This is a genomic window from Pseudodesulfovibrio sediminis (assembly GCF_020886695.1).
GTDB lineage: Bacteria > Desulfobacterota > Desulfovibrionia > Desulfovibrionales > Desulfovibrionaceae > Pseudodesulfovibrio > Pseudodesulfovibrio sediminis.
The window spans coordinates 3,134,478-3,155,904 of record NZ_AP024485.1; the positions used below are offsets into that span (position 1 = coordinate 3,134,478).

The following is a 21,427-nucleotide window of genomic DNA, read 5'->3' on the forward strand; positions in this document are numbered from 1 at the left end:
CTCCTACAGTTCCGGTTTGACCATCAGTTCGTACATGATGTCGCCGATGAACTTACCGTGCATGCCGAGATCGTAGTAGCCGATGATGTCTTCAATACCGCCGTGGCAGTTGTGGCAAGGGATGACGATGTCTTTGACACCGGTCGCCTCGAGCTGCTCGGCTTTGATTCTGTTGCCTGTCATGCGGGTATTCTTGAACGGAGGCCCGCAGTTGATGACGCCGCCGCCGGCGCAACAGCAGTAGTTGTGCTCACGGTTGGGGGTCATCTCGACAACCTCTTCACAGAGGAAGTGGACAACGTCACGCAGCTTGTCCATCAGGCCGCGTCCGCGGATGATGTTGCACGGGTCCTGAATGGTGACAGGCTTTTCGTACTTGTGGGTGATGTTGACTTTGCCCTCGTCTATCAGCTCCCAGAAGAAGTCAATGGAGTGGATGACGGGGATGGGCATCTTCTTGTGGCCGAGCCAGCGGTTGCCCATGTCGTAGACAGAGCGGAAGGCATGGCCGCATTCGCCCATGACGATGCGCTTGACGCGCAGCTTCTGGGCTACTTCATAGTGGGCGCGTTTGAGACGGCCCATGTTTTCGAAGTCACCGACAAACATGCACATGTCCGAGTTATCCCAACCGGGATGGGACGGCATGGTCCAGTTGCAACCGGCTGCGTTCATGATGGCGGCAGCCTGGTAGATGAGTTGTGTACGGAATTTGGGCTCCGGTGCGATGACCGAGTACATGAAGTCTGCCCCTTCCTTGTCTACGGGAATGCGCAGATCCGGGAACTCGTCACGGGCTTCATCTTCCTGCCATTGCAGGGTGTCGATCCACTCGTCGTCCTTGACCCACATCTGGTTCATGGTGGAGGAGTGAGAGTGGGAGGTGTCGCGAATGTACTGCGGGACAACGTCCAGCAGGTAACAGATGCGGCGCACCATGGACATGATGTAGCCGGTGTCGATACCGATGGGACAGTAGTGGGCGCACCGTTTGCACAGGTTGCATTCGGTGTAGGCCATTTGCGCCATCTCATAAATGCGCTGGGGGCTTACCTTGCCCTTCTTCTCCATCAGCTCATACATGGTCTCCGTAGCCTTGTTCACCGGAGAGTAGCTCGGGTCGTTGTCGTGAGACATGTAGTAGTGACAACCCTGTGAACAGAGGCCGCAACGCATGCATGTCTCGTTGTAGGCTTTGAGCTTTGCCCCGGTCTCGCCTTTGAGCATCTGGTTGACCACTGCCTCAATCCTTTCAGGAGTGAGTGCGGCAACCCCGTTCTCAAGGCCGACATCGGATATGATTCTGTCAGCAATCTGACTCATTATTCTTACCTCGCGTTACTGTGATTGGTTGTGGCCTACCAGTCCTTGGAATGGCGGACGCCGCCGAATTCCGATCCCATGTACGCTCTGGTCCACAGAGCGAAGAGTGCGTGACTCAGGCGGGTGAACGGAATGAGCGCCAACAAGAGTTCGCCTGCGAGCACATGCAGTGTGGTCATCAGGAGTACCGGGCCGATCTGGTGATAGGCCAGGACGCCGGTGATGAACGGCAGTGCAACGATGATCAGTGCGAACCAATCCTTGGTACGGGTTACGCGCTTGACGTGGGGCAGGGACAGACGACGATAGGCAAACACTGCACAGCCCGCGATGACCACGAAGCTGATGATGTCGCCGATGCCGGTGGGCAGGCTCGGAAGCGAGATGCCGAATGCGGTGTCCCAAAGGACCACGTGTGCGCCCAGGAACACGGCAACCAGAAGGAAGCCAATGTGGAACGCGAAGGTGGTAACGGTCATGAGGGGATCGGATTGCCAACCCTGGGATTTGAACGGAATGAGCCACATCAGGATGGACCGGAGTCCGTAGGGCAGGCTCATGTACGCCAGGGAGGAACCGTCCTTGGCCTTGGCCAGCGCATACATGCTGACCAGACGATAAATGGAACCGATGATGAAGATCGCCCATGCGGCCCATGCCAACGGTCCGGTGACGAAGGTGTAAAATGCTGTCATGATTCCCTCCGCCTAGAATTGTGCCACATCCGCAACGATGCGGACGTAGCTGTTGTTTTCGATGGCGCGAATGAGCACCTTGGTGCCGTCTTCGTTGAAGACCGGGGGCCAGACAGCGTCGAAATCCTTTTCATAGGACCTGCCGTTGACCAGAATCTGGTAACGACCGTTTTTCTCGACCTTGGCGGCCACAGTCTTGGAATCGGGAGAAAAGACGACAGGCCAGGCCATGTCGTAGGTCCCGGTCCAGGCAGTGCCGTCGACCACGATCTTGAAGTTTTCGTTGTACTCGCTGGTCAGGACGCCGGCACGGGTGCCGTCGGGGCTGACAACAAGGTCGTTGACGGTGGTGAATGTGTCGCCCCAGGCAGCGTTGTTCACACAGGCGGTGAACTGGCCGTAGCTGGTGGCAACGATGGCCCACAGATTGTCGCCGGATGCGTCGTACTGGAGCTCCAGACACTGGATGTAGCGGGGTTCCCACAGGGTCTTGCCATCTTTGGCGACGCCCCATTTCCCTGCCTGGCGGACCGGGGCGGCAACGCCGCCGTCCTTGGGACAGAATACGGGTTCCCATGCCTGGTTGTACTTCTGTTCCCAGGCAACGCCGTCCACGGCAATGGTGTTGTCGTACACGGATGTACGGACAGTGGCAGCCACGGAGGTGCCGTCAGCGTTGAACCGGGGGGCCCAGACGTTGAGGAACAGTTTTTCCCAGGGCTTGCCGTCAACAACGACGGTGTAGACGCCGCGCTTGAAGGCTTCAATGTCTGCCGCGTCCATGGATTCCATCTGGGCCACACCGGCTGCGTGTGCGCCGTTTTCGGCCAAGACGGGCTGGTTGACGTTTTCGTACAGAGTTTCCCACGGCTCGCCGTTGACGCACAATCCGTACTGCTCCATGCTTTTGTACATGGTCGCAATGACGGAGCCGTCTTTGCTGGTCATGGTATCCCAAATGTAATCGGTGGTTTCACCTACATTCTCGCCGTCTGCGGTCAACACCCATTCCATGTCTTGTTGACAGATGGCTGTCAGGCGACCGTCAGGAGCGAACTTCGGATACCAGATCTTGTCGAACGTGTTTTCCCAAACCGAGTCGTTGGTCCGTATGGAGAATTCGCCTTCGCCTACCTTGACGATAGCTGCGATAGTCTCACCATCAGGTGAGACATACGGCTCTTCCTGCCATTCGTGACCTTCGAGAGGGGAGAGAGATTTGACGACCGTTTTCTGGCCGTTTTCCCAATCCCAAGAGGAGATTTTTCCCATAGCACCCCCTTGTGTTGTGACACCGCTTTAATGAAAGCGGCAAATGCGCCTCGTAAAAAAAAACGAGGCAGGTCAATCAACGTCGGGGTCGTGTTCGTCAGGAGGCGGCTTAGTGGGCCATCCCGACCAGGTCATCGAATTGCAAGCATTCGTAAGGAGGTGCGGACACGTCCTCAAAGAAACTTTGAATTCAAGGGATGACCCATACAAACAGGTTTTATTGAAACCTTTCAAGAACGATCTGCCCATGACCGTCGCTCGTGACGATTTCGACTCCCATAAGGATTTGAGGGGACCGGATGGCTGTGGCCACCGATCATACAGTGCATCCCTTCCCAAAGTGCACCCTCAATTCCGTTGCTGTAACCAGCTCTTTCTCTACAGTCGACCATGGGCGGTGCAGTCAAATACAATACTTGATCCGCATGCTTCCAACCTCAAGTAACAGGTCGTCTGAGATTGGGGAATTGTATAAGCATACACAAAAGAATTAGTCCATGTTTTTCAGAGATAAATGGGTATTTCAGAGTAGTATAGTAGGTTTTAGAGAGTCTTTAAGAGTGAAAATGTGCGCTAACTGCTCATCTGCGCCCCGTTTTTGATCTTTTCCTCCTGAAATAGGGGGTTTTGCTGTTTATCCCTTTTGGGGCGAAATTTGAAAAAAAAGACGCAGTTCATCCGTTGTTCACTGGCTGACCAGGGGGAAAGTGGGAGGGAGCTGTGGGCAAAAAAAGGGCTGCTGATCAGTCTGATCAGCAACCCCTTTTCAGAGGAGGTGTATACCCGTGTTTACAGTCTACTGGTGTCGAGCATGACGCGGCTGTATTTAAGGAGACAGTCGTCCGAATCCGACGACGGTTGAGGATCCACGGCCAGTGTGTTCATGAATCTGGCAGTGACATTGCCGCTGCTGTCCACGTTTTCCAAGAAGAATGCGCCAAGTTCATAGACGATGATGGAGTTCCTGCCCCCAGTGGGAGGGAACCGGGGATCGTAGAAAGAGATGATGACCACGCGCGGACTGTCCAGCGGATCTCCATATGTGCTCCCTTTAACGGCATTTTCAGACGAATCCCAAACAGCGTATGGGTCGAGGTTGATAAGGGTGTTGACTCCCGCCTTGACCGGACCGGCGGAGTTGCCGGGTTCGATGAGCAGTTCATCGCCGGATTCCACGTTCACTTCATTGTTGGAGCCGGTGCACCCTTCGATGTTCTCCTTGACCATGGCAGCGCCGGTGATCGGAGTGCCCTTGTTGAGCGGGGGCAGGTCGACCAGGTTGTACTGTCCGGGGGCAATGGCCAGGCTCGGGTCACCGGGCTTGATGATGATCTGGGTGCCCACGTCGGCCTGGGAGTATCCCAGCACGTTCACGGTGTCGAGTTCCTGTACGCTGTCTACGTCGAAGGTCCCGTTTTGATAGTACTTTGTTGCCGGAGCGGCCGAGTCGTCCCATTCGAATTTTGTGGGAACCACGAACGGCTTGACGCACTTGCTTGAGCAGGTGGACACGATACCGGCGCGGGCGACCACGCGGATGTCCATGGAGGGTCTGCCCACCACTTTACCGAAGTAGAGAGGATATGCGTTGTCGCGCTCAGCGGACAGCGTGATGGTGACCTCAACCTGATTCGGGAATTCATCGTCCGGGACGCCGTCCCGCATGAAGACGATGTCCGAATCCATAAGGGCACTGGCAGGGATGTCGGCTTCGACCATGTTTTTGACGGCATAGGTGGTGACGATGGTTCTGAGCCGATCGAAATCACGCCCTTCGGCCAGCAGGGAGGACGCGCCTGCCAGGGCGCCCGTGTCGGCCGCGGTCTGCAACATGCTGCGCTTGAGATAGGTCCGGCCGAGGTCCACGGCCAGAGCGGTCAGCCCCATGAGCGCGACCATGCTCAGGCTGACCATGACAGTGGCGACACCGTTATCGCGAGATATGAAATTGCGAATGAATGACATGGTGACATTACTCCATTTTTGCATGGGCTACTGTGTTCAGGCCATCGGGTATGAGTTCGTCCCAGGGGTAGATGGTGTTTTCGGTGAAATCATAGTTGAGGGTGACCACCACTTCCTGGCCCACGATGGGGTCTTCCGGGCCGAGCTGTACGGTCACGGAGAGATTGGCTGCGGGCAGCCCGGCTGATTCCACATACTCTTTTACCCTGGCCACCGGATCATCACCACGGGATGCCATGACCACGCCCTCACGAGCGGCACGGGTCATGATCTGGTTCATATCGATCAACTGCGATAAATCCCACATTCCAGCCAGGATGGGGATCAGCAGAAGGGTGGTCAGAAGGGCGAACTCTATGACCATGCTGCCGTTTTTATTTGTATTGCGCTTTTCCATGGTTACCTCTCATGCGTCATGACAGCCGTTGCCGATATGTTTTGACTGCCGTCCAGGGATGGCACCACAGAGCCGAGAATCAGAAATTCGAAAGGAACTGCCACGGTGACGTCCACGGGTTGTTCCGGCTCTCGGATGCCGATGGAGATGTCAGAGGTCTGGTTGATACCACCGATTTTCAGCTCCTTGAGGATGGTTTCTTCGATCTGGGTTTGCGTGGCCTCGTTCAGGATGGCGACACGGGCGCCCTCAAAAGCCGCGTCTCGCACGACACTCTCGGTCCAGAATAGTCGGGCTGCATCCATGATTCCCACCAGGAGCATAATGAATATGGGCAGCAGCAGAGCCATCTCAACCGCGGCCAATCCATGCTTGTGTTGTGTTTTTTTTCTTCGATGCCTCATGAGTCGCTCCTGTTTGTTGCGCTGGTACGGACGCATGTAATTATAGTCTGTGAAGCAAGGGGTATGCCATGAATAATGGATGTAAATTTTTTACTTAACCTATCTGATTAAATGAGAATAAAATTTGTGACCGGATTGCTGTTTGCGTCGTAATCCGGTGGGGAAAGCCATAAGAAATGGAGTCGTTTTCGGCCAATAATCCAAGAATTGTGGACTTGAACGGTGGGGTAAGAGTGCCTCGGGAAGCGGAGACGGGCCGTGTTCTGAACCGGAAGGAGAGGGGGAGCCTGTTAAAACAAATAACTGTTTACAATAAAAGAGCCTTTGGCGTATTAAGGGAATACCGATTGGAATCAACCATTAAATGACATGAGGGAGTAATGAAGAAAATACTTGCCATCCTGACCATCGTGTTCTGCTTTGGCGTGACCGCTGCCTTTGCCGTTGACGGTGCGGAGCTGTATAAAACGCGGTGCGCCAAATGCCATCGTGACGGCACCGAATCCTCCAAGGCCGGTGGCGGTGTAGTGCTTAAAGGGCAGAGCGCCGAAGAGATCGAGATGAAGCTCAACGGCTACCTGGAGGGCTCCTACGGTGGAGCGAAAAAGAAGACCATGGCCCGCGTGCTCAAAAAGTTCTCACCTGAAGAGCTCAAGGCTATGGCTGCGCACATCTGTACTCTTTAGGAGGGACCATGCGCAGTCTCTTCCTGATACTGCTTGCGATGACCATCCTGGCCGCTCCCGTGTGGGCGGCCAGTGATGGTGAGCCCATGGACATGGCCGCTCAACCAGCCATGGACCATTCCGAACATGACAGCATGGCCGCTCAGCCTGCCATGGATCATTCCGAACATGACAGCATGGACGCAATGGATGGCATGGGCGCAGCTGACCATGACCACGAAAAGATGATGGAAGAGGCCGAGAAAGCGGACCTTCCCGTGGGTATCGACGAGAAACTCGGGAACATGCTGCCCGACGTGGAGTTCATGGATTCCACTGGCAAGCGCGTTTCGCTGCACGAGCTGATCGACATCCCGGTCATTCTCCTGCCCATCTATTACCGATGCCCGGACGTCTGCAATCTGCTCCAAGGGTCCATGGCCTCCATCCTGCCGGATGTGAAGCTGCAACCCGGCAAGGAGATCAGGATTGTTTCCCTGAGTTTTGATCCGCGTGAAAAACCCAAGGACGCGGCGCGCGCCAAGCGAAACTATCTGGCTCTGGCAAACGGCTATCCGTCGGACCAGTGGTTGTTTTTGACCGGAGACATGCACGCCATTGACGCGGTCCTGGATTCCATCGGGTATACGGTGCAGAAACAGGGCGGCCTGTGGGCGCATCCTGTGGCGGCCATCGCCATAGCCCCCGGCGGCAAGGTGGTGCGGTATCTGTATGGCACCACGTTCCTGCCTTTTGACATCACCATGGCAGGCACCGAAGCCGCTGAAGGCAAGGTCGGCCTGTCTATCAAACGACTCCTGTCCTACTGTTATAACTATGATCCGGACGGACGACGCTATGTCTTTGATATCCTGCGCGTCTCCGGCTTCTCCATCCTCGGGTTCGTGGTCATTTTCCTGGCCTGGCTGATCTTCGGGGGCAAGAAAAAGAGGCGCTGATGGTCGTTTCCCAAGGTTTTATGGCGCCCGGAGACAAATCCTGGGTACGCGAGTGGCTCTTTACCATCGATCATAAGCGCATAGGCATGCTCTACCTCTGGAGCATCCTCGCGTTTTTTGTGGTGGGCGTCTTTCTGGGGCTGCTCATACGGCTCGAACTTTTTTCGCCGGGCAGGGACCTGATCGGGCCGCAGGTCTATAACGCGGTCTTCACCCTGCATGGGGTGATCATGATCTTTCTTGTGGTCATTCCGTCCATTCCGGCGGCCTTTGGCAATCTCTTCCTGCCGCTGCAACTGGGCGCGGAGGACGTGGCCTTTCCCCGGCTGAACATGTTTTCGTTCTGGTTGTATGTCATTGGCGGGGCCATTGCGTTGACCTCGCTCTTTACGGGCGGGGGGGCACCGGACACCGGCTGGACTTTTTATGTGCCGTTTTCGGCGGTGACCACCACCAATGTCTCGGTGGCGGTGCTCGGGGTCTTTGTCCTTGGGTTCTCGTCCATTCTGACTGGCCTGAATTTCATTGTCACCATCCACCGGCTCCGCGCTCCCGGTCTCAAGTGGCGACGGCTGACGCTGTTTGCCTGGGCCTTGTATGCCACGGCCTGGATTCAGGTGCTGGCAACCCCCATCCTGTCCATCACCGTGGTTCTCATCGCCATCGAGCGTCTGCTCGGCATGGGTATTTTCGATCCGGCCCGAGGCGGTGATCCGATCCTGTACCAGCACCTCTTCTGGATTTATTCGCACCCGGCTGTCTACATCATGATTCTGCCCGCCATGGGCGTGATCTCGGATATCATCCCGGTCTTCTGTCGCAAGCCCATCTTCGGCTACAAGACCATTGTGGGATCAAGCCTGGCCATCGCCTTTGCCGGTTCACTGGTCTGGGCGCACCACATGTTCGTGTCCGGCATGTCCGATACGGCGGTCATGGTCTTCTCGCTCCTGACATTCGTGGTTGCCGTGCCTTCGGCCATCAAGGTCTTCAACTGGGTTTCCACCCTGTACAAAGGGTCTATCCGGCCCGAACCGCCGCTCATTTACGGGCTGGGTTTCATCTTTCTCTTTGCCATGGGCGGCATCACCGGGCTGGTGCTCGGCTCTGCCGGAACCGACATGCACGTCCATGACACCTACTTTGTTGTCGGCCATTTTCATTATGTGATCTTCGGCGGCACCGGGTTCGGCATGTTCGCGGCCATCCACTACTGGTTCCCCAAGATGTACGGGCGCATGTACAACAAGAAGCAGGCCAATATCGCCGCCGGATTGCTGCTGGTCGGCATAAACGGTCTGTATTTTCCCATGTACCTGCTCGGTCTGGCAGGCATGCCGCGCCGCTATTACGACTACCTGCCGCAGTTCACGGAATTGCATCGGCTGTCCACCTATGGATCGTGGTTCACGTTTGCCGGGCTGGCACTCATGATCTACAACCTGATCAGATCTCGCTACCATGGAGCCCCCGTGGGCAGGAACCCGTGGCAGGCAGCCACACTGGAGTGGACGTTGCCTTCGCCGCCCCCTTCCCACAACTTTGACGTGGAACCGGTGGTCACGCACGGTCCCTATGCATTCAGCGAAGTGAGGGACGATGACTGATCACAGGGACTATCAGGGCGCGAAGATGGGCATGTGGCTCTTCCTGTTTACGGAGATTCTGCTCTTTGGCGGATTGTTCGTGCTCTACTCGGTGACGCTGGGCCGGTTCCCGGCCGAGTTCCATCAGGCGAGTCAACTGCTGGACGTGACCATGGGCACCACCAACACCGTGATTCTGATCACCTCCAGTCTGTTCGCGGCCCTGGCCGTGACCGCGCTGCAAAAGGGCAACGCAAAGCTGGCGCAAATCTTCATTGCACTGACTATCGCGTTTGCCTGCGGTTTTCTGGTCATCAAATACTTCGAGTGGACGCACAAATTTCACGTGGGCATCTATCCCGGTTCACCCGATATCGCTGACTGGGCACCGGGCAAGCAGGCGTTTTTCTCCCTGTACTTTGCCATGACCGGCCTGCACGGCATCCACGTGGTCATCGGCATGGCGGTGCTCAGCTGGGTTTCCTGGCTCATCCGGGTGGGCAAGTGCACGCCAGAGTATTTCGTGGCTCTGGAGAATGCCGGGCTCTATTGGCATCTGGTTGATCTGATTTGGATATACCTGTTTCCGTTGTACTACCTCATCACCTAGGCTGGTCGATTATGAGCAATACACACAGTGAACACCATGGGCCGGGCTACGGGCTGTTTATCGCCATCTGGGGCGTACTCATGTGTCTGACCGTGGTTACGGTCTGGGCCGCGAGTATTGATCTCGGCTTTTTGAATGTGGTTGCGGCCATGACCATAGCTTCTACCAAGGCGCTGCTGGTGACGTTTTTCTTCATGCACCTCAAGTACGAGAACATAACCCTGAAGACCATGGTCCTGCTGGCCTTTGTGATCCTGGCCATCTTTATCGGTTTCACCTTTTTTGATACAGCCTACAGGTAAGCCATGTATCCACAAGTCTTCTCAGCAGCCAAAGGCGTGGATCAGGCCTTCCTCATCATCTTCGGGTTCAGCGTGTTCATCATGCTGGCCATCACCTTTGTCGCCCTCTTTTTCATGTGGCGTTACAATTACAAACGCAACCCCGTGGCTACCGAGATCAAGGGTTCCATTCTGCTGGAGATCATCTGGACCGCGCTGCCGACCATCATCGTCATGGGCCTGTTCTGGACCGGCTGGACCTCGTTCAAGGCCATGCGCACCATCCCGGATGACGCCATGGTCGTGCAGGTGGAAGGGCGTATGTGGTCCTGGCTGTTTACCTATGACAACGGCAAGACTTCCAAGGAGCTGGTGGTGCCCATCAATACTCCGGTAAAGGTGGCGTTGACGGCCAAGGATGTCATCCACTCCTTTTATATACCGGCCATGCGCGTCAAATGGGACATGGTCCCGGGCATGGACACCGCGGCCTGGTTCGAATCGGACACGACTGGTGAGTTTGATATTTTCTGCGCGGAGTATTGCGGTCTGAAACATGCGGACATGATGGCTGTTCTCCGGGTGGTGGAGCAGGCCGAGTATGATGCGTGGCTGGCTGACTCCGGTCAGGCAGACGTTGATCAGGGTTTTGCCCTGCTCGAAGAATTCGGGTGCTTTGATTGTCATTCCATGGATGTATCCGAAGACGCGGCTCCCACCTTGCTGAATCTGGCCGGTCAGGAGCGCACCGTGGTCCTGCCCGACGGCTCCGAGAAGGTCGTCACCGCAGACGCCGCATACGTGAAGCGGTCCGTGCTTGAGCCGGGGGCGGAGCTGGTCAAGGACTGGGACGACGAGATGCCGTCCTATGCCGATGAAATTTCCGCGGAACAGCTCGACATCATGGCAAAATATCTGCTGTTGCGCGGCAAGTCCCACCCAGGCGAAGGCATGGCTGATGAACAGGGGTGTTTTGGCTGTCATACCACCAATGGAGATGAGGATGTGGGGCCGACATTCCTCGGGCTTTACGGCTCGGAGCGGAAGGGCACAGGGCCGGACGGCAAGCCTGTCACGATCTCGGCGGACGAGGCATATCTCAAAACGGCCATTGTTGATCCAGCGGCCTTTATCCCCGAAGGATACGAGGACGAAATGCCCATCTATGACGATATTGATCAGGAAACCCTGGACGGTCTGGTGGACTACATCAAAAGCCTTGGCGGGGAGGCTGGTCAGTGATCCGTGATATTTCCTCGCTCATGCGTCCGTCTGTGAGCCTGGCTGTTGCGGCCGGTACGCTGTTTGGTGCGCTCTATCGCGGCTCGGCAGAGACCGGGAGCGTTGTCGAGGCCGTGATCGGTGCATTCATTCTGTGCGGTGGCTGTTCGGCCCTGAACCAGATTCAGGAGCGGGATCGCGATGCGCGCATGGAGCGGACACGCCACCGGCCCGTTGCTGCCGGGAGGCTGACGGTCAACGAGGCCTGGCCGTTGTCGCTGGCCATGATTCTCAGCGGATTGGTACTTTTCTTTCTGGCCGGAGGCTGGACGCTGCTCATGCTCGGCATGGGCATACTGCTGGTGTATAATGGAGTGTATACGCCCTTGAAACGGGTGACGCCCACCGCGCTTCTGGCCGGAGGCTGTGCCGGGGCCGTGCCGCCGCTGGTCGGCTGGCTGGCTGCCGGAGGAGATGCGCTGGACCCGCGTATCCTGAGCGTGACCGCCATTTTCTATCTGTGGCAGGTGCCTCACTTCTGGCTGTTGGCGGAAAAGCACCGCGCCGATTACGAACGGGCCGGGTTCGCCATGCTCCATGCGGCACTGCCTCCCCAGGTGCGTTCCGTACTCATGGCCCTGTGGGTGAGCGCGTATTTCATCGGGCTGGGGTGTCTGGCCGGGTTGTCGGGAGCCGCCTCATTGCAGTGGGTGGTTCCGGTTTCATTTCTGCTGGCGGGCGGCGTGGTTGTCGGGCTGGTGGTCACTGGGCGCATTCGTCCTGCAACGTTTGCCATGCATGCATCCCTGCCTCTGGGACTGATGGCGCTTTTGTTGAACCGACTATAATAAAGAGAGTGATACTATGTTGTGGCTACATCCGTTCATTCAGGCGACTGCGCTGATTCTCGCGACCTATGTCATGTATATGGGGATCAATCGTTTTCGTTTCCAGCACTTGAAGCAGAAGGCAGCCTTCAACTGGAAGCGTCATGTTCTGCTTGGTAAGATGGTCAACTGGCTTTGGCTGATAGGGTGGCTTCTCGGTCTGTATATGACCTTTACCAGTTGGGGGTCCATTAATCTGACCGGCGGCCATTATGTGATTGGAACACTCATGGTGCCGTTCATTATTGTCAGTCTGGTCACTGGATTTATTCTGCAAAAGCCCAGCGGCAAGCGTCCCGGTCTGGCGTTGACCCACGGTGTAACAAATGGAGTGCTTTACTGCATGGCCCTGTTCCAATCATTTTCGGGCATGGAAGTCGTTAAACTCTTTCTTTTGGAATAATGCGTCTGTCTGCTGATCACGAAAAAGGCCGCCCCATATGGGGGCGGCCTTTTTATTTTATTGGTGATGCCTGGTTCAGGCTGCTTCGGACTGACCGGGGTTCTTACCCAGAATGATCATTCCGAGCACTTCATCCTTGGTGACTTCATCTGTGCGTCTGGTGCCCACCAGCTTGCCGTTCTTGATGACCGAGACCCGGTCTGCGAGGTCGAAGACATCATGCAGGTCATGGCTGATAAGGAAGATGCCGATGCCCTCTGATTTGAGTTGTTTGATCAGTTCGGCGACCATGGCTGTTTCCTGTGGGCCGAGGGCCGCCGTGGGTTCGTCCATGATCAGAATCTTGGCATTGAAATAGATGGCCCGGGCAATGGCCACGGACTGCCGTTGACCGCCGGACATGTTGCGGACCGGGTCGGTGATATTGGTGAAGTTGGGGTTGAGCCGCTGGATAACCGAACGCGCTTCCTGTTCCATGCGCCTGTCGTCCAGCGTGCCGTAAGGTGTCATGATTTCACGGCCCAGAAAGAGATTGGCCGGTGCATCCAGATTGTCTGACAATGCCAGGGTCTGATAAATGCATTCGATGCCGTATTTGCGGGAATGGCGGGGGCTTTTTATGTCCGCTTTTTCGCCGTTGATGAGGATGGTGCCCTCGTCGCAGGGGATGGCACCGGACAGTGTCTTCATGAGGACGGTCTTGCCTGCGCCGTTGTGGCCGAGCACGCCGACCACTTCGCCGGGCATGAGGTCGATGGATACGTCCTGTACTGCGTGCACGCCGCCGAAACGCTTGCTGATGTGGCGCATTTCAACCAGTGGAGTCTGACTCATGATGCGCTCCTATCGTCTGTTCTTGTTGTAGACTACATCAAACCACACGGCCACGATGAGGACCATGCCGATGACAACCTGCCGCATGGCGGATGAAACGCCGAGCAGGACCATGCCTGATTCCAGGGACTGCATGATCAACGCGCCGAGGATGGCCCCGGCAATGGACCCCAGCCCACCGGCCAGCGATGTGCCGCCGATGACAGCCGCCGCGATGACGTTGAGTTCCGCCATCATGCCCATGGAGTTGGCCCCTGCATTGAGTCGCGCCGTGGTGATGACCGCGGCCACGCCGCACAGCACGCCCATGACGCCAAAGATATACATGGTCACCCGTTGCACATTGATGCCGGACAACTCCGCCGCCTCCGGATTGCCGCCGATGGCAAACACATAGCGACCGAATTTGGTGACCTTGGCGAGCAGGGTCATGATCGCCACGACGCCGATGAGAATAAGTACCGGAATGGGGATGCCGCGAGGAATTTCGGTGCGCGGCTTGTAATAGGAATTCATGATCAGGACAAAGCCGCAGATCAGGCCTATGCCCACGGCCAGGGTCAGTAGATCCGCCCATATGGGCTTGGGTTTACACCCGAATTTGATCCGTTTCGTCCGATTCCGGCATACGCGAAAGAGCAGGATCGCCACGCAGATGGCGCCGAATATCCAGCTTCCTGTGGCACCGATGGAGCCGTGGATGCCGCCGCCGAGGAGCTGGTACGTCTTGTCCATGGGCGCGATGGTCCGTCCGTCCGTAACGAGGTAGGCCGCACCGCGGAAGACGAGCAGGCCACCGAGCGTGACAACGAATGCCGGGACGCCGCGAAAGGCGATCCACCAGCCCTGCCACAATCCGATCAGGCCGCCGAGCAGCAGGCCGCAGACAACGGTCGTCGGCCAGTTCCAGGCCGCGCCCAGCGTAAAGACATGTACTTGCAGGAAGGCGATGACCATGCCGGTAAAGCCCATGACGGAGCCAACGGAAAGGTCGATATGACGGGCCACGATGACGAGCACCATGCCTGTCGCCATGATGCCGACCACGCTGGTCTGTACGGCCAGGTTGTACAGGTTGCGCGCCGTGAAAAAGATGCCGCCGGTCATGTAGTTGAGCGTGAGCCAGATGACGAGCAACGCTCCGATCATGGCGAGCATGCGGGTGTCGATCTCCAGGTCTGCGCTCAGTCGCTCAAACAGCGAGACTTTGGTCTCTTGCGTTTGGGAATCCATACGATTTTTAATCCTGAAATATGTTGCTGTGTACTTTCTGCATACCCTGCATAAGGTGGTCCTAAAGGACCGGCGGGTCGGGGAAAGGGACGCTCTGCAGCGAGCGTCCCTGGTATGTACTATGACGTCAGCGGGTTAGGGGCATTGGCCTTCAACACCCTGACACAGGACCTCTTTCTTGATCCAGCCAGCTTCGACAACCACGTTCAGGTTGGCCTTGGTCACGGGTACCGGGGCCAGCAGAATGGCATCCATTTCAATGCCCTTGGCGCCGCCGGACCACTTGATAGTGCCCTGCGGGGTCTTGCCCTGAGCCAGTTCGACAGCGATCTTGGCTGCGGCAGAACCCAGTGCGCGGGCGTCCTTCCAGACGGAGACGGTCTGGGTTCCGCGAGCAACGCGGTTCAGCGCGGCATGGTCGCCGTCCTGGCCGGAAACCGGGGTGATGCCTTCCATGCCCTGAGCGGTAAGGGCGGCGACAACGCCACCGGCAGTACCGTCGTTGGAAGCGACAACAGCGTCGATCTTGTTGTCATTGGCGGTCAGAATCTGTTCCATGTTGCGCTGGGCCACTTCCGGCTTCCAGCCATCAGTGCCCTGTGCGGCGACGTTCTTGATCTTGCCGGCCTTGATGGCGGCGTCCAGCACTTCAAGCTGTCCTTCATACAGAAATTCGGCATTGGGGTCGGTAGGTGCGCCCTTGATAAAGGCATAGTTGCCTTCGGGCTTGACGGCTAAAACTGCGCGGGCCTGCATGCGGCCGACTTCCTTGTTGTCAAATGTCAGGTAGAAGACGCCTTCTTTTTCGATGAGACGGTCATAACCGACAACGGGGATGCCTTCGGCTTCGGCCTTGGCAATGGCGGGCATGACAGCGTCAGAGTCCCAAGCAAGGATGATCAGGGCATCGGCGCCGCGAGCGAGCAGGTTCTCGACATCGGCGATCTGCTTTTCAGCGGAAGCCTGAGCATCTGCCATGATGTACTTGGCGCCCATTTTTTCAAGCTGGGCCTTGATGGCCGCTTCATCTGTTTTCCAACGCTCTTCCTGGAAGTTGGACCAGGAAACGCCGACGATCAGATCCTTGGCCATGGCGTTCGCACCAAAGGCCAGGATCACCAAGGCAGCCACTGCCATGACAATAAGTTTTTTCAACATGTGGGGTTCCTCCTTTCCACAATAATTGTGTGTCTTCGTCCCGGACAGGGAACCATCAGATATGGCCACCTGCCCCTTTTCGCACTCAACGCTCCGATCTCTCAGAACATCCGCAACTGAATCCTCAAAACGGGACAACGGGCATCGGCTACAGCCGCTTTCATCTGCCTCCCAGCATATGAAAATGCCTCATCATGGGATGAATATTGCCAAAAAAAAATGTTGGTTGCAAGAATTAATTCTCTTAATAAACTATATATTTTCTCACTGTTTCCGGTTTTTTGTATTATGTTGAAATGTTTTTGTAACTAATTGTTTTAATTGCGTTATATTGAAATTAATTGTATCGCTCACTGAGCCATGTCGTTGTGCTTCGTGTGTTCTTTCTTTCCCCCATTGTCTTGCATTGCACTATTTTCCTTGGTAATCAGGGTTTAGAGATTTCAGAAAAGAGTTTTTTGCTGCATGAGTGAAATGTCGATAACATACTGAAATGGTGCATTTTACTGGTTTTCATGAAGGTGTGAACTCATGCAAGTGATTGACCTTATGAGAGAAATTTAAATTTTGTGAATGAATTAAAGAGGGGGCCATGATCAAAGTTGCGAATCGTGATTTCACCCGAGCCGTAAATCAATTCAATATATTGAACAGGATACGTGAAGCCGGACGTATTTCTCGTGTGGAAATTGCGGAACAGACCGGTCAGAGTCGCGCCTCGGTGACCAATATCACTGCAGCCATGATCGAGCAGGGGCTTATTCGTGAAGAACAGTCCGGGGACAAGCCGTCCAGAGGACGTCGGCGGATCATGCTCGCCCTCAACCCGGATGCCGCTTTTGTCGTCGGGGTCAAGATATCCGAGCTTCAGGTCAGTTTCGCTGTTGTCGATTTCATTGGCGATGTGAAATCTTCATTGATCATGCCCATCCGGGTCAGTGAGCGCAGTGAGGAGATCGTGGCGGACTTTATCGAAGACGGCGTGCGTCATTGCGTGAAGGATGCCAAGCTGAATATGGAAGACATCGCCGGATGCGGCGTGGCGGTGTCGGGTTTCGTGGATTCGGCCAGCGGCACCTGTCTGTGGACGCCCCTCAAGGAAGGACAAAGCCTGATACGGCAATTGTTGGCTGAACGGTTGAACATGGATGTTTTTCTGGAGAACGACGCCAACTCGGTGACCGTGGCCGCGCAGTGGTTCGGCCAGGGCAAGGGTGTTGATGATTTTCTGGTGGTGACCATGGAGCACGGTGTCGGCATGGGCATTGTCGTGAACGGCAACATGTATCGAGGGCATAATGGAATTGGCGCGGAATTCGGCCATGTTGTCATGGTGCCGGACGGCGAGCCGTGTCGGTGCGGCAAAAACGGCTGTATCGAGTCCTATGTGAGTGATGGTGCGATACTTAGGCGATCACGAGCGTTTCTTTCCAGACGACGGGGGGAGAAACCGGATCTGGATCAGTTGACCATTGAAGATGTGACCGCCATGGCAAAAAACGGCGACGCCGGACTGAAAAAAATCTTTCGCGAGGCCGGGACGATCCTCGGGCAGGGTATTTCCGGGCTGATTCAGATTTTCAATCCGCAGAAAGTCATCATCATGGGCGAAGGCGTCCGTGCCGGTGATCTCGTGTATGCGCCCATGCGGCGAGCCGTGAAGAAATTCGTCAACGCCGAACTGTACGAGGCAACGGAGATACTCCTTCAGGAATGGCATGACGACGATTGGGCGCGTGGTGCGGCCGGGTTTGTCCTGAGTGAATTGTACAAGTCGCCACTGGACTGTATTCGTCGGGCAAAATAGCCTGAAAGAATAATCAATAGATAATAAAACCAGCCTGATAGATGGAGGTTCTTTCAATGAATGAATTTTTCCCCAAAGTGAAGAAGATCGAGTTTGAAGGCAGGGATTCCACCAATCCGTTGGCGTTCAAGTTTTATGATGAAAGCCGGGTCGTGGCCGGCAAGACCATGAAAGAGTATCTTCGATTCGCGGTCTGCTACTGGCACACGTTCAAATCTCAGGGAGGCGATCCCTTTGGCGCTCCGACCTTTGAGCGGGACTGGAATCAGGGCACTCCCATGGAAGTGGCCGAGAAGACGCTGGCCGCCAACTTCGAGTTCATCACCAAGCTCGGTGCGCCGTATTATTGTTTTCACGACCGCGACATCTCGCCCGAGGGCGAAACCTTCAGCGAGTCCTGTTCCAATCTGGAAACCATTGTGGGCAAGGCCAAGGGGTATCAGGAGGACACAGGCGTGCAGTTGTTGTGGGGCACGGCCAACCTGTTCAGTCATCCCCGGTACATGCATGGTGCTGCCTCCAACCCGGACCCGCATGTCGTGGCCTGTTGTGCCATGCAGGTCCGTCAGGCCATTGCCGCAACACAGGAACTCGGCGGGCAGAACTATGTTTTCTGGGGTGGGCGTGAAGGGTACGAAACCCTGCTCAACACGGACATGAAGCGGGAACGCGCCCAGATGGCCGCATTCTTCCACATGTGCGTGGACTACGCCAAAAAGATCGGTTTCACGGGCCAGTTTCTCATTGAACCCAAGCCCAAGGAACCTACCAAGCACCAGTATGATTACGATTCCTCCTCAGTGCTTTCCTTTCTGCGCGAATTTGATCTGATCGATCATTTCAAGCTCAATATCGAGGCCAACCATGCCACGCTGGCCGGTCATTCCTTTGCCCATGATCTGGCCGTGGCTGCCGAGGCGGGCAAGCTCGGCTCCATTGACGCCAACACCGGCGACCCCTTGCTGGGCTGGGATACAGACCAGTTCCCCACTGATATCAACGACGTCACCCGGGCAATGCTGGTGATCATCGAGGCTGGCGGACTTGGTTCCGGCGGGCTGAACTTCGACGCCAAACTGCGTCGGGGGTCCATTGACACCGAAGACATGTTCCACGCCCATATCGGCGGCATGGACACCTTTGCCCGCGGACTGCTGACGGCACAGGCGCTTATCGAAGATGGACGTATCAACGAATTCAAGGCCAACCGCTATGCCGGTTGGGACACGGGATTCGGCAAGTCCATGCTCGACGGCAACGAGACCCTGGAATCCATGGAGGCCAAGGCCATGGAGCTGGGCGAACCAAAGCGCGTTTCCGGCAAGCAGGAGATGTTGGAGAATATTCTCATCAACGCCATTTAGGTCACGTACAATGGGGGGGCTTTGTAAGAGGCTCCCCTTCTTTTTTGGGAGTAGAGACATGAGCCAGCTTTATATCGGTATCGATTCGGGGACGCAGGGGACCAAAGCGGTTGTGCTGGACAGTGATTCCGGCGAGATATTGGCCGAAGCCTATGCCACGCATGCGTTGCTGGAAGACAGTACCGGGTTGCGTGAGCAGGACCCGGCGTGGTGGATTGCGGCCTGTGAGCAGGTGCTTGGTGAAGTCACGTCAAAGGTGGATGCGGCCAGCATCAGAGGCATAGGCGTGTCCGGCCAGCAGCATGGGTTCGTGCCGCTGGACGTGGATGGCAACGTCATTCGTCCGGCAAAACTGTGGTGTGACACGGCCACCACTGAACAATGTGCGTCCATCACCGAAAAAATGGGTGGGCCCGAAGCCGTGGTCAACGCCATCGGCAACTCGGTGGCTGCCGGGTTCACGGCGTCCAAGGTCGTCTGGCTCAAAGACAATGAGCCTGAGAATTACGAACGGTTGGCCACCATTCTGCTGCCCCATGACTATATCAATTTCTGGCTCACTGGAGAACGCAAGACTGAGTGCGGCGACGCTTCAGGGACTGCCTACTTCGACGTGGCAAAGCGGGGCTGGAGTGAGGAAGTTCTCGCGGCCATGGACCCTTCCGGCAAGCTGGCCGAATGTCTGCCTGAACTCATTGAATCGGACCAGCCCATCGAGGTGGTCCAGCCGGAACTGGCTAGAAAATTCGGACTGGCCGCAGACGTGCTCGTATCGTCCGGTGGCGGCGACAATATGATCGCGGCCATTGGTACGGGCAACGTGGCTCCCGGCGTGGTCACCGCTTCGCTCGGCACATCCGGTACCATTTATGCCCATGCAGACAAGCCTGTCATCGACCCCAAGGGCGAGCTGGCTGCGTTCTGTTCATCCGCTGGCGGTTGGCTGCCGTTGATCTGCACAATGAACGTGACCGTGGCCACGGAGCTGACCAAAGCGGTACTGGGAAAAGATACTGTTGAACTGAACGCTTTGGCCGAAAAAGCCGGAGTGGGCGCGGGCGGTGTCATGTTGCTGCCTTATTTCAATGGCGAGCGGACCCCGGCGCTGCCCGGTGCCACAGCCTCGTTGCACGGCTTGACTCCCGGCAACTATACTCCGGAGAATTTGTGCCGGGCCGCCATGGAAGGGGCCACCTTCGGTCTCAAATACGGTCTGGATGTACTCAAGCGGCTCGGTGTCAATCCCACTGAAATCCGTCTTGTTGGCGGTGGAGCCAAGTCGAAGCTCTGGCGGCAGATCGTGGCCGACGTGTTCGGTTGTCCGGTCGTCCGGCCTGTGGTCGAAGAAGCGGGGGCCCTCGGAGCCGCCATTCAGGCTGTCTGGTGTGTGCAACGGGCAGGGGGCGCTGACGTCGCTCTGGCGGATCTCACGGCGCAGTATGTGACCATGGACGCGTCTGCTGGGGCCATGCCTGTTGCTGAACATGTCGAAAAATATGCTGATTTGTATGAAAAATATCTGGCGCTGGATGCTGCCATGCGTACTCTGAACGCATAATCCGGCATACCAAATATCAATAGAAAAATCCTGCAATGCTTAGATGTTGTGGGGCTTCTTTGTTGTGGGTGGGGCAAGTCTATACACCGGAAGCGCTGGATTGGAATATGATGTGCGTCACAGAGTAACGCGCCGAGATTCAGAGAGGGTGTTAAACCGAGATAATGATAATCCCTATTGCTGAAAAAGTTAAAGTTGAGCATTTTAGGAAAAGGGAAAATAACTCAACTGCCGTCTGTAAACGCGGACGACATCATATTGTGAGGAATATATGAAACGTTTGGCACTGTCCTTCATGGCTCTGCTGCTTATGGCAACACCTGTTCTGGCTGCCGATATCTTTCCTGACCTGGAACTCAAGGGCGGCATTTCTGCTGATGCTGCCGCGTACCTGGGAGTCTCCGGTTCACAGATCAAGGTGTCCTCCATTCAGGCGGACTATCTCTTTGTGGAGATCTACTCCATGTATTGTCCCATCTGTCAGCGGGATGCTCCCAGAGTGAATACTCTGTTTCAGGAAGTGGCCGCAGCAGGGCGGGACAATGTGAAGTTCATCGGCGTGGCCGCGGGCAACACCAATTTCGAGGTCAACTTCTACAGGAAGAAGTTCTCCGTGTTGTTCCCGTTATTTGAAGATGAAAATTTTTCCTGCCACAAGGCTGTTGGCGGTGTGGGGACACCCTCCTTCTACCTGGTGGATCTCAAGGCTGGGCGTCAGATTCTCTTTTTCCAGGAAGGAGCGATCAAGGATGAGGCCGCCATGCTCAAGATGATCCTGGATACAACCGCACCCTAGCGGAGGTGA

The 21,427-nt window shown here is 56.0% G+C and carries 21 protein-coding genes; 12 read left to right on the forward strand and 9 right to left on the reverse strand.

Annotated elements, in window-relative coordinates:
• Positions 1-3: 3 nt before the first annotated feature.
• The 6 genes from tmcB to SRBAKS_RS14885 all read right to left on the reverse strand — a co-directional run bounded on the left by tmcB (position 4) and on the right by SRBAKS_RS14885 (position 6,056).
• A complete protein-coding gene (gene tmcB / locus SRBAKS_RS14860) occupies positions 4-1,323 on the reverse strand; it encodes an electron transfer complex ferredoxin TmcB (RefSeq protein WP_229591674.1) in 1,320 nt (439 codons plus the stop codon).
• A gap of 35 nt (positions 1,324-1,358) precedes the next feature.
• Positions 1,359-2,018 carry a TmcC family electron transfer complex membrane anchor subunit gene (gene tmcC, locus SRBAKS_RS14865; protein ID WP_229591675.1) on the reverse strand — a complete coding sequence of 220 codons (660 nt, stop codon included), beginning with the start codon at positions 2,016-2,018 and terminating at the stop codon, positions 1,359-1,361.
• 12 nt (positions 2,019-2,030) lie between these two features.
• A complete protein-coding gene (gene tmcD, locus SRBAKS_RS14870) occupies positions 2,031-3,290 on the reverse strand; it encodes an electron transfer complex subunit TmcD (RefSeq protein WP_229591676.1) in 1,260 nt (419 codons plus the stop codon).
• Positions 3,291-4,079: 789 nt separating this feature from the next.
• On the reverse strand, positions 4,080-5,255 hold the full coding sequence (locus tag SRBAKS_RS14875) for a pilus assembly protein TadG-related protein (RefSeq protein ID WP_229591677.1): 1,176 nt from the start codon (positions 5,253-5,255) through the stop codon (positions 4,080-4,082).
• Positions 5,256-5,262: 7 nt separating this feature from the next.
• The gene (locus SRBAKS_RS14880; protein WP_229591678.1) at positions 5,263-5,652 is read right to left on the reverse strand and encodes a TadE/TadG family type IV pilus assembly protein; all 390 of its coding nucleotides are present in this window, start codon (positions 5,650-5,652) and stop codon (positions 5,263-5,265) included.
• 2 nt (positions 5,653-5,654) lie between these two features.
• A complete protein-coding gene (locus SRBAKS_RS14885; RefSeq protein WP_229591679.1) occupies positions 5,655-6,056 on the reverse strand; it encodes a TadE family protein in 402 nt (133 codons plus the stop codon).
• 380 nt (positions 6,057-6,436) lie between these two features.
• Between SRBAKS_RS14885 and SRBAKS_RS14890 the strand changes: the two genes are divergently transcribed.
• The 8 genes from SRBAKS_RS14890 to SRBAKS_RS14925 are packed head-to-tail and all read left to right on the forward strand — an operon-like array spanning position 6,437 to position 12,668.
• Positions 6,437-6,742: a c-type cytochrome gene (locus tag SRBAKS_RS14890; protein ID WP_229591680.1), complete on the forward strand. Its 306-nt coding sequence runs from the start codon at positions 6,437-6,439 to the stop codon at positions 6,740-6,742.
• Positions 6,743-6,750: 8 nt separating this feature from the next.
• A complete protein-coding gene (locus tag SRBAKS_RS14895) occupies positions 6,751-7,680 on the forward strand; it encodes an SCO family protein (RefSeq protein WP_229591681.1) in 930 nt (309 codons plus the stop codon).
• Positions 7,680-9,287, forward strand: a complete 1,608-nt coding sequence (gene ctaD / locus SRBAKS_RS14900) for a cytochrome c oxidase subunit I (protein ID WP_229591682.1) — start codon at positions 7,680-7,682, stop codon at positions 9,285-9,287. The genes SRBAKS_RS14895 and ctaD overlap by 1 nt, the downstream gene beginning before the upstream one ends.
• Entirely contained in the window at positions 9,280-9,876 is a 597-nt protein-coding gene (locus SRBAKS_RS14905) for a cytochrome c oxidase subunit 3 family protein (protein ID WP_229591683.1), read from the forward strand. The genes ctaD and SRBAKS_RS14905 overlap by 8 nt, the downstream gene beginning before the upstream one ends.
• A gap of 11 nt (positions 9,877-9,887) precedes the next feature.
• Positions 9,888-10,178, forward strand: coding sequence for a cytochrome C oxidase subunit IV family protein (locus tag SRBAKS_RS14910; protein WP_229591684.1), 291 nt, complete (start codon positions 9,888-9,890; stop codon positions 10,176-10,178).
• Positions 10,179-10,181: 3 nt separating this feature from the next.
• The gene (gene coxB, locus SRBAKS_RS14915; protein ID WP_229591685.1) at positions 10,182-11,399 is read left to right on the forward strand and encodes a cytochrome c oxidase subunit II; all 1,218 of its coding nucleotides are present in this window, start codon (positions 10,182-10,184) and stop codon (positions 11,397-11,399) included.
• Positions 11,396-12,226 carry a protoheme IX farnesyltransferase gene (locus tag SRBAKS_RS14920; RefSeq protein ID WP_229591686.1) on the forward strand — a complete coding sequence of 277 codons (831 nt, stop codon included), beginning with the start codon at positions 11,396-11,398 and terminating at the stop codon, positions 12,224-12,226. The genes coxB and SRBAKS_RS14920 overlap by 4 nt, the downstream gene beginning before the upstream one ends.
• Before the next feature lie 16 nt (positions 12,227-12,242).
• Positions 12,243-12,668: a DUF4079 family protein gene (locus SRBAKS_RS14925; RefSeq protein WP_229591687.1), complete on the forward strand. Its 426-nt coding sequence runs from the start codon at positions 12,243-12,245 to the stop codon at positions 12,666-12,668.
• Positions 12,669-12,743: 75 nt separating this feature from the next.
• Here the strand turns inward: SRBAKS_RS14925 and SRBAKS_RS14930 are convergent, their stop codons facing one another.
• The 3 genes from SRBAKS_RS14930 to xylF form a co-directional block, all read right to left on the reverse strand.
• Positions 12,744-13,502: an ATP-binding cassette domain-containing protein gene (locus SRBAKS_RS14930; protein WP_229591688.1), complete on the reverse strand. Its 759-nt coding sequence runs from the start codon at positions 13,500-13,502 to the stop codon at positions 12,744-12,746.
• Positions 13,503-13,511: 9 nt separating this feature from the next.
• Positions 13,512-14,735 carry a sugar ABC transporter permease gene (locus SRBAKS_RS14935; RefSeq protein WP_229591689.1) on the reverse strand — a complete coding sequence of 408 codons (1,224 nt, stop codon included), beginning with the start codon at positions 14,733-14,735 and terminating at the stop codon, positions 13,512-13,514.
• Between the two features lie 135 nt (positions 14,736-14,870).
• The gene (gene xylF, locus SRBAKS_RS14940; RefSeq protein ID WP_229591690.1) at positions 14,871-15,893 is read right to left on the reverse strand and encodes a D-xylose ABC transporter substrate-binding protein; all 1,023 of its coding nucleotides are present in this window, start codon (positions 15,891-15,893) and stop codon (positions 14,871-14,873) included.
• A 592-nt stretch (positions 15,894-16,485) separates the two neighbouring features.
• Between xylF and SRBAKS_RS14945 the strand changes: the two genes are divergently transcribed.
• The 4 genes from SRBAKS_RS14945 (at position 16,486) to SRBAKS_RS14960 (ending at position 21,418) form a co-directional block, all read left to right on the forward strand.
• Positions 16,486-17,700: an ROK family transcriptional regulator gene (locus SRBAKS_RS14945; protein WP_229591691.1), complete on the forward strand. Its 1,215-nt coding sequence runs from the start codon at positions 16,486-16,488 to the stop codon at positions 17,698-17,700.
• A 56-nt stretch (positions 17,701-17,756) separates the two neighbouring features.
• Positions 17,757-19,064 carry a xylose isomerase gene (xylA, locus tag SRBAKS_RS14950; RefSeq protein WP_229591692.1) on the forward strand — a complete coding sequence of 436 codons (1,308 nt, stop codon included), beginning with the start codon at positions 17,757-17,759 and terminating at the stop codon, positions 19,062-19,064.
• A 58-nt stretch (positions 19,065-19,122) separates the two neighbouring features.
• The gene (xylB, locus tag SRBAKS_RS14955) at positions 19,123-20,622 is read left to right on the forward strand and encodes a xylulokinase (protein ID WP_229591693.1); all 1,500 of its coding nucleotides are present in this window, start codon (positions 19,123-19,125) and stop codon (positions 20,620-20,622) included.
• Between the two features lie 271 nt (positions 20,623-20,893).
• Entirely contained in the window at positions 20,894-21,418 is a 525-nt protein-coding gene (locus SRBAKS_RS14960) for a peroxiredoxin family protein (protein WP_229591694.1), read from the forward strand.
• The last annotated feature ends 9 nt before the right edge of the window (positions 21,419-21,427 follow it).

Coding starts and splice junctions, on each gene's coding strand:
- tmcC (WP_229591675.1), bottom strand. CDS start 2,018: ATGACAGCATTTTACACCTTCGTCACCGGACCGTTGGCATGGGCCGCA.
- xylA (WP_229591692.1), top strand. CDS start 17,757: ATGAATGAATTTTTCCCCAAAGTGAAGAAGATCGAGTTTGAAGGCAGG.
- SRBAKS_RS14905 (WP_229591683.1), top strand. CDS start 9,280: ATGACTGATCACAGGGACTATCAGGGCGCGAAGATGGGCATGTGGCTC.
- SRBAKS_RS14925 (WP_229591687.1), top strand. CDS start 12,243: ATGTTGTGGCTACATCCGTTCATTCAGGCGACTGCGCTGATTCTCGCG.
- SRBAKS_RS14960 (WP_229591694.1), top strand. CDS start 20,894: ATGAAACGTTTGGCACTGTCCTTCATGGCTCTGCTGCTTATGGCAACA.
- SRBAKS_RS14875 (WP_229591677.1), bottom strand. CDS start 5,255: ATGTCATTCATTCGCAATTTCATATCTCGCGATAACGGTGTCGCCACT.
- SRBAKS_RS14885 (WP_229591679.1), bottom strand. CDS start 6,056: ATGAGGCATCGAAGAAAAAAAACACAACACAAGCATGGATTGGCCGCG.
- xylF (WP_229591690.1), bottom strand. CDS start 15,893: ATGTTGAAAAAACTTATTGTCATGGCAGTGGCTGCCTTGGTGATCCTG.
- SRBAKS_RS14910 (WP_229591684.1), top strand. CDS start 9,888: ATGAGCAATACACACAGTGAACACCATGGGCCGGGCTACGGGCTGTTT.
- tmcD (WP_229591676.1), bottom strand. CDS start 3,290: ATGGGAAAAATCTCCTCTTGGGATTGGGAAAACGGCCAGAAAACGGTC.
- SRBAKS_RS14945 (WP_229591691.1), top strand. CDS start 16,486: ATGATCAAAGTTGCGAATCGTGATTTCACCCGAGCCGTAAATCAATTC.
- tmcB (WP_229591674.1), bottom strand. CDS start 1,323: ATGAGTCAGATTGCTGACAGAATCATATCCGATGTCGGCCTTGAGAAC.
- SRBAKS_RS14890 (WP_229591680.1), top strand. CDS start 6,437: ATGAAGAAAATACTTGCCATCCTGACCATCGTGTTCTGCTTTGGCGTG.
- coxB (WP_229591685.1), top strand. CDS start 10,182: ATGTATCCACAAGTCTTCTCAGCAGCCAAAGGCGTGGATCAGGCCTTC.
- SRBAKS_RS14895 (WP_229591681.1), top strand. CDS start 6,751: ATGCGCAGTCTCTTCCTGATACTGCTTGCGATGACCATCCTGGCCGCT.
- xylB (WP_229591693.1), top strand. CDS start 19,123: ATGAGCCAGCTTTATATCGGTATCGATTCGGGGACGCAGGGGACCAAA.
- SRBAKS_RS14880 (WP_229591678.1), bottom strand. CDS start 5,652: ATGGAAAAGCGCAATACAAATAAAAACGGCAGCATGGTCATAGAGTTC.
- SRBAKS_RS14935 (WP_229591689.1), bottom strand. CDS start 14,735: ATGGATTCCCAAACGCAAGAGACCAAAGTCTCGCTGTTTGAGCGACTG.
- ctaD (WP_229591682.1), top strand. CDS start 7,680: ATGGTCGTTTCCCAAGGTTTTATGGCGCCCGGAGACAAATCCTGGGTA.
- SRBAKS_RS14930 (WP_229591688.1), bottom strand. CDS start 13,502: ATGAGTCAGACTCCACTGGTTGAAATGCGCCACATCAGCAAGCGTTTC.